The 7599-nt window shown below is 59.4% G+C and carries 7 protein-coding genes; 6 read left to right on the top strand and 1 reads right to left on the bottom strand.

What is annotated here, in order from left to right:
* Positions 1–27 precede the first annotated feature (27 nt).
* The 6 genes from bamA to lpxB are packed head-to-tail and all read left to right on the top strand — an operon-like array spanning position 28 to position 6822.
* Positions 28–2361, top strand: a complete 2334-nt coding sequence (gene bamA / locus Q4Q11_RS19840) for an outer membrane protein assembly factor BamA (protein WP_113214770.1) — start codon at positions 28–30, stop codon at positions 2359–2361.
* A 51-nt stretch (positions 2362–2412) separates the two neighbouring features.
* Positions 2413–3483, top strand: coding sequence for a UDP-3-O-(3-hydroxymyristoyl)glucosamine N-acyltransferase (lpxD, locus tag Q4Q11_RS19845; RefSeq protein WP_498570566.1), 1071 nt, complete (start codon positions 2413–2415; stop codon positions 3481–3483).
* Positions 3476–3949, top strand: a complete 474-nt coding sequence (gene fabZ, locus Q4Q11_RS19850) for a 3-hydroxyacyl-ACP dehydratase FabZ (protein ID WP_112507260.1) — start codon at positions 3476–3478, stop codon at positions 3947–3949. Before lpxD ends, fabZ begins: the two co-directional genes overlap by 8 nt.
* The gene (gene lpxA / locus Q4Q11_RS19855; RefSeq protein WP_498570567.1) at positions 3946–4761 is read left to right on the top strand and encodes an acyl-ACP--UDP-N-acetylglucosamine O-acyltransferase; all 816 of its coding nucleotides are present in this window, start codon (positions 3946–3948) and stop codon (positions 4759–4761) included. The genes fabZ and lpxA overlap by 4 nt, the downstream gene beginning before the upstream one ends.
* Before the next feature lies 1 nt (position 4762).
* On the top strand, positions 4763–5644 hold the full coding sequence (locus Q4Q11_RS19860) for an LpxI family protein (RefSeq protein WP_498570568.1): 882 nt from the start codon (positions 4763–4765) through the stop codon (positions 5642–5644).
* The gene (gene lpxB, locus Q4Q11_RS19865; protein WP_498570569.1) at positions 5641–6822 is read left to right on the top strand and encodes a lipid-A-disaccharide synthase; all 1182 of its coding nucleotides are present in this window, start codon (positions 5641–5643) and stop codon (positions 6820–6822) included. The genes Q4Q11_RS19860 and lpxB overlap by 4 nt, the downstream gene beginning before the upstream one ends.
* A gap of 27 nt (positions 6823–6849) precedes the next feature.
* Here the strand turns inward: lpxB and Q4Q11_RS19870 are convergent.
* Positions 6850–7599 (bottom strand): citrate/2-methylcitrate synthase (locus Q4Q11_RS19870; RefSeq protein WP_498570570.1); only part of this gene is annotated, 750 nt, incomplete at its 5' end.

The following is a 7599-nucleotide window of genomic DNA, read 5'->3' on the forward strand; positions in this document are numbered from 1 at the left end:
ACGATTGGAAAAAGGTAAGAAGTGAAAATGAAGGCTGGTTCAAGATTTTTGAACGCAGTGTCGGCGGTAGCGCTGTCTGCTGGTGTTGTTGCGTCGGGCGCTGGTGTAATCACCCTTGCTTCTGCCTCAGTCGCGGAAGCAGCTGTTGTTCAGCGCGTTGACGTTCGCGGTGCTACACGCGTCGGCGCGGCGGCTGTCCGTGACAATATCACGATCAAGCCCGGAAAGAGCTTCTCTGCCAGTGACATCGACGCTTCGGTGAAGCAGCTCTATGCCACCGGCTATTTCTCCGATGTTCACATCACGGTGTCGGGCGGAACCCTGGTCGTATCGGTCCAGGAAAACAAGCTCATCAACGCCGTGGTCTTCAACGGCAACCGCAAGATCAAGGACGACAAGCTCCAGGGCATCGTTCAGACGCATGCCGCTGGACCCTATAACGAAGCGACCGTCCAGGCCGACGTCAAGACCATCAAGGATGCCTATGCCTCCATCGGTCGTAACGATGTGCAGGTGACGACCCAGACCGCCGAAGTTTCCCCGGGCCGTCTGAACGTGGCTTTCGTCATCAACGAAGGCGATCGCACCAAGATCGACAAGATCAATTTCTCGGGCAACCAGGCCTATAGCAGCGGCCGCCTTGCTTCGGTGATCGGCACGAAGAAGACCAACTTCCTGTCGTTCCTGACCCGCAAGGACGTTTATAGCCCCGAACGTCAGCAGGCCGACCAGGATGCCCTGCGTCAGTTCTACTACAACCACGGCTATGCCGACTTCCGCATCGTCAGCGCCGATGCGACGATGAACGAACAGAGCAACGAATACACGCTGAACTTCAATGTCGATGAAGGTGCGCGCTATACCTATGGCGATATCAACGTCATCTCGACGGTTGATGGCATCAATGCCGACGAGCTGAAGGGCCTTGTCGTCACCCATAAGGGCGATGTCTATAGCGCCAAGGATATCCAGACCTCCATCGAGAACATTTCCAAGCGGGTGGCGTCCGCAGGCTATCCGTTCGCCCGCATCACGCCGCGCGGCAATCGCGATCTGTCCGGTCATACCATTGGTATCGAATATCTGGTCGATCAGGGCGAGCGCGCCTATGTCGAGCGAATCGAGATCCGCGGCAACACCCGCACGCGCGATTACGTTATCCGCCGCGAGTTCGATCTCAATGAAGGCGACGCGTTCAACCAGGAAATGATCACGCGCGCCAAGCGTCGCCTTGATGCGCTGGGTTACTTCACCAAGGTCGATATCAGCACGGCGCAAGGCAGTGCCCCGGACCGCGTCATTGTCATCGTCAATGTCGAAGACCAGCCGACCGGTTCGTTCGGTATCGGCGCCGGTTACGCCGTCGGCAACAACGGCGGTCTGCTGCTCGAAGCCTCGGTTGAAGAAAAGAACTTCCTCGGCCGCGGTCAGTACATCCGCATCGCCGCAGGTGCCGGTACGGAAGGCAATCGTACCTACAACATCTCGTTCACCGAGCCTTATTTCCTCGGTTATCGCCTGGCAGCCGGTTTCGATATCTTCAAGAACCAAACGTCGAGCGACGACTTCTACGACTATTCGGAAGAAGGCTTCTCGCTGCGTGTCACTGCGCCGATTACCGAGAATTTGGCGACAACCCTGCGCTACAACTACAAGCGTCTGACCTACGACGGCACGAACGATTGGCAGAACAATCTTTCGGCTCCGTATCTCAACCTTGTCGAGAACGGCCCCTGGACCCAGTCGACGGTTTCGCAGACCTTTACCTACAACACGCTGGATGATCAGAATCTGCCGCGTGAAGGTCTCATTGCCAAGTTCACGCATGAATTTGCGGGTCTCGGCGGCGACTCCAACTTCTATAAGCTGAGCGGCAAAGCCCGTTACTATCAGATGATCAGCGACGAGGCCGATATCATCGGCTCGTTCACGGTCGGTGCGGGCTACGTGATGCCGACGGACGGCAAGCTGAACGTCTTCGATCAGTTCACGCTCGGCGGCCGTGAAATCCGCGGCTTCGAAAATGCCGGTATCGGCCCGCGTTCGTCGCATGGCGATCCGCTCGGCGGTACGACCTACTTCACGGCTTCGGCTGAGGCGAGCATGCCGATGCCGGGTATCCCGCAGGATATCGGTCTGCGCGTCGCAGCCTTTGCCGATGCGGGCACGCTCTATGGCAACAAGGCGAACCTTTTCGGCGATACGCTCAACAACGACAGCTCCATCCGCGCTTCGCTCGGTGCAGGTCTGATCTGGTCGTCGCCGTTCGGCGTTATCCGTGTCGACTATGCGGTGCCCGTCATGAAGGAAAGCTACGACAAGGTTCAGAATTTCCGGTTTGGCATCGCCAATCAGTTCTGATATCGGCAGTCCAGAACTTCGGGCTTGAACACCGTTCTGGAGCTGGTGCTTATGGAACATACTGGTTTTTTCCCGCCCCATGGTGGCGTCAGCTTGAAACAATTGGCTGAGCATCTTGGGGCGGAACTTGCTGATGCGACCTCTGCGGAGGTCGTCATCAGATCGATCGCTCCTGTCTATCGGGCGGTCGAAGGCGATATTTGCTATATTCTTTCCCGGAAGAATCGTGCCGAGCTGGAGACCTGCAAGGCTTCGGCAATCATTTGTCTACCTGCTTTGAAGTCCTTCGTTCCCGAACATATCCCGGTTCTCCTGTCGAGGAAGCCGCATACCGATTTTGCGCTTGCCGGCGCGTTGCTGCACCCGCAGGCGATGCGCCCGATGGCATTCACATCGAACCACGGAGGAGCCATTTCACCCGCCGCGGTCATCGATGCGACGGCAAAGCTCGAAGCCAATATCGGGATCGAGCCGGGAGCGGTCATCGGTGCAGGTGCAGAGATCGGCGAGGGGACCTATATCGGCGCCAACGCCCTTATCGGGCCGGGCGTGAAGATCGGTCGGAATTGCAGCATCGGCGGTGGCGCGAGCGTGCTTTGCGCCTATCTCGGCAATGGCGTCATCATCCACAACGGCGCGCGCATCGGCCAGGACGGTTTCGGCTATGCGCCGGGGCCGCGTGGCATGGTCAAGATCGTGCAGATCGGCCGCGTCATCATTCAGGATAATGTCGAAATCGGCGCCAATACGACGATCGATCGCGGCACCATGGATGACACCGTGATCGGTGAAGGCACCAAGATCGACAACCAGGTTCAGATCGGACATAACGTTCGCATCGGGCGGCACTGCGCTATCGTCAGTCAGGTCGGCATTGCCGGCAGCACGGTAATCGGCGATGGCGTGCAGATCGGCGGCCAGGCAGGTCTTAACGGCCACATTCATATCGGCGACGGCGCACAGATCGGTGCCAAGAGCGGTGTGATGAACAGTATTCCGGCAGGCGAGCGCTATGCGGGTCTCCCGGCGCGGCCACTATGGGATTTTCTAAGGGAATCGGCGGAGATCGCAAGGCGGTCAGGAGCCAGAGACAAGAAGGACGGGAGTGCGGAGCATGACTGAGGAAGCCAAGACATCGTTGTCGTCGGCTGACGTTCTGGAAATTATGAAGCTGTTGCCGCATCGGTATCCCTTCCTGATGGTTGATAAGATCATCGAGATCGACAGCGACAATTCCGCGATCGGCATCAAGAATGTGACCGCCAACGAACCGCAGTTCACCGGGCATTTTCCGGAATCGCCGATCATGCCTGGCGTGCTGCTCATCGAGGGCATGGCGCAGACTGCCGGCGCGATCTGCGCCCGTAAGGATGGCATCGGCGGCAACCTCGTTTATTTCATGACGATCGACAATGCCCGCTTCCGCAAGCCGGTCGTTCCCGGCGATCGCGTCGAGTTTCACGTCGTGAAGCTGAAGCAGCGCGGCACGATCTGGAAATTCCATTGCGACGCCAAGGTCGATGGTTCTCTGGTCGCCGAGGCTGATATCGGTGCGATGATCGTACGGAAGGATCAGGAAAAGGCATGAGCAGCATCGCAAAGAGCGCCCGCATTCATAAGCTGGCGGTTGTCGAAGACGGCGCGGTCATCGGCGAGAATGTTGTTGTCGGCCCATTTTGCTATGTCGGTCCTAAGGTCGTGCTGCACGACGATATTCAGTTGCTCAACAATGCCGTCGTGACCGGCCGTACGACGATCGGCAAGGGAACGAAGATCTTTCCGATGGCCGTTGTCGGCGGCGATCCGCAGAGTGTTCATCATCACGGCGAAGAAACGACGCTCGACGTCGGCGAGAACTGCACGATCCGCGAAGGTGTGACGATCAACACCGGCACGGCCGATTACGGCGGCAGGACGATCATCGGCAACAACAACCTGTTTCTTGCCAACTCGCACGTCGCTCACGATTGCCGCGTCGGCAACCATGTCATCATGTCGAACAACGTCATGCTGGCTGGACATGTGACGATCGAGGATCGCGCCATTCTCGGTGGCGGCTGTGCCGTGCATCAATTCACCCGCATCGGCCGCCAGGCTTTTATCGGCGGACTCACGGCTGCGAGCTACGATGTGATCCCCTACGGCATGCTGAACGGCAATCCGGGCGTGCTGTCCGGTCTGAATGTCGTCGGCATGACGCGTGCGGGCATAGACCGCGCTGTCATCCACCGGGTTCGCCGCGCCTACAAGAGCATCTTCGAAAACGAAGGCTCCATCCGTGACAATGCTGCGGCTATCCGCGAAGAACATGCCGATTGCAAGGAAGTGATCGAGATACTTGATTTCATCGCCGCCAACAGCGACCGCGCGTTGTCGTCGCCCAATCGCGGCAAGGCCTGAGGTGGTTTCGGCCGGCCAAAGCGGCAGAGGCAGGCTGGCGATCATCGCAGGCAGCGGGCTTTTGCCAGTTTACGTCGCCGATGCAGCTCGTCAGGCCGGTGAAAACCCTGTCATTATTGCGTTGACGGATGAAGCGGATCGGGATTGGTCCGCTTTCGATCATGCCAATCTCGGCGTCGGCAATTTTGCCGGTCTCGAGGCGATGTTCCGCCGTCACGGCGTCGATCGCGTGGTCATGTCCGGCGGCGTCGCGCGGCGGCCTTCCTGGCGGCAGGTGCGTCCGACCTGGCGTGTCATCAGGGAACTTCCCTCGACCATACGAACCCTTCTTTCGGGCGGCGACAATGCTGTTCTGCAGATGGTCATCCGGTTGATCGAAGCCGGCGGCGTTCGCGTCGTCGGCGCGCATGAAATCGCGCCCGATCTTTTGGCGACGACCGGGCCTTTGGGGAAAATCGCGCCAGCGGACGAAGATCTGCGTGATATTGCGCAAGGCGCCAAAGCTGCGGATGCACTCGGGCTTCTGGACGTCGGGCAGGGCGCGGTCAGCGTCGGCGGTCGTGTTGTGGCGCTCGAAGGTGCCGAGGGCACGGACAAGATGATCGAGCGGGTTGCCGAGTTGCGCGCCGTCGGACGTATTTCTACTCGTCGGCGCGGTGTTCTCGTCAAGCTTTGCAAGCCGCAGCAGGATGTCCGGGCCGATTTGCCGTCGATTGGCGTGTCCACGGTGCTGAACGCAAAGAAGGCGGGGCTTGCCGGAGTTGCCGTCGAAGCCGGCAGAGCTCTCATTCTCGACCGGCAAGCGGTGATCGCCGCTGCCGACGAGGCCGGCATTTTCGTTTGCGGCATCGACCGGGGCTTGAGCGCGGAGGGCTTCATATGAGCAGTGCGCCTTTGAAGCTTGCCGTCGTTGCAGGCGAGGTTTCCGGCGATCTGCTGGGCGGTGATCTCATCGCGGCCCTGAAGCGGCGCTACGGCGGTCCGGTCGAGCTGGTGGGTGTCGGCGGCGAAGCGTTGGAAGCGCAGGGGCTCCGGTCGCTCTTCGATTATTCCGAACTTTCGCTCATGGGTTTCATCCAGGTCATCAAGCGGCTGCCGAAGCTGCTTGCCCGTATCCGGCAGACGGCCGATGCGATCATCGCCGCGAAGCCTGATATGCTCCTGATCATCGATAGCCCCGATTTCACCCATCGCGTTGCAAAGCGGGTGCGCAAGGCTCTGCCCGGTCTGCCGATCGTCGATTACGTCTGCCCCAGCGTCTGGGCATGGAAGGAATATCGCGCGCAGAAAATGCTTGCCTATGTCGACCATGTGCTGGCCGTATTGCCGTTCGAGCCTGCCGCCATGGAGCGCCTGGGCGGTCCGGCAACGACCTATGTCGGCCACCGTTTGACGGTGGATGCCGATCTTCTGGAGACGCGTGGACAGCGCGCCTTGCGCGGGCTGGCTCGCCCTGACGCGCAGAAGACGATCCTGCTCTTGCCGGGATCGCGCGCATCGGAAATCAGGCAGCTCCTTCCAGTTTTTGAGCAGGCTATCGAAGAACTTAGCCGGAGAAATGGTAACTTTCGCTTTCTGCTGCCAACCGTGCCGCGGCAGGAGGCATTGGTTCGTTCTTTGACTGAGGGCTGGCAGATCAAGCCCGATATCCTTTTCGGCCAGGGCGCCAAGTGGAGCGCTTTCGCTGAAGCCGATGCCGCAATGGCAGCTTCCGGCACCGTTATTCTCGAGTTGGGACTTGCGGGCGTACCGGTGGTCTCGACCTACAAGACGGAGTGGCTCGCGAAGTTCGTGCTATCGCGCATCAAGATATGGACGGCGGCCTTGCCGAACCTGATTGCCGATTACGCCGTCCTGCCCGAACTCATCAATGACGTTTTGCGGCCGGGCTTGCTGGCCCGTTATATGGAGCGTCTGTCGAACGAAACGCCGGAGCGCGCGGCAATGATTGCGGGTTACGATCTCGTCTGGGAGCGGATGCAGACCCTGGAGCCGCCCGGCGACAAGGCGGCTCAGATTGTGCTGGACGTTCTAGCCCATAAAAAAACCGGTCATCGCTGACCGGTTTTTTCGTTTCAGTACCGAAGCTTAGCGCTTGGAAACCGGCACGTATTCGCGCAGCGGAGCGCCTGTGTAGAGCTGGCGCGGACGGCCGATGCGCTGGTGCGGATCCTCGATCATTTCGTTCCACTGGGCGATCCAGCCGACGGTGCGGGCGAGAGCGAAGAGAACGGTGAACATGGTCGTGGGGAAGCCGAGAGCCTTCAGCGTGATGCCGGAGTAGAAATCGACGTTCGGGTAGAGCTTCTTCTCGATGAAATATTCATCCGTTAGAGCGATACGCTCGAGTTCGATCGCGATGTCGAGCAGCGGATCGTCCTTGATGCCGAGTTCGCCGAGAACCTCGTGGGCCGTCTTCTGCATGATCTTGGCGCGCGGATCGTAATTCTTGTAGACGCGGTGACCGAAGCCCATCAGGCGGAACGGATCGTTCTTGTCCTTGGCACGGGCGATGAACTCCGGAATGCGGTCGACCGTGCCGATTTCATTCAGCATGTTCAGGGCCGCTTCGTTGGCGCCGCCGTGAGCCGGACCCCAGAGGCAGGCAATGCCTGCAGCGATACAGGCGAACGGATTGGCACCGGAGGAGCCCGCCAAGCGAACCGTCGAGGTCGAGGCATTCTGCTCGTGGTCGGCATGCAGGATGAAGATGCGGTCCATGGCGCGTGCGAGCACCGGATTGACGACATATTCTTCGCACGGAACGGCAAAGCACATGCGCAGGAAGTTCGATGCGTAGTCGAGATCGTTCTTCGGATAAACGAAGGGCTGGCCGAT

It is taken from the genome of Rhizobium sp. UFLA01-1127, assembly GCF_059803845.1.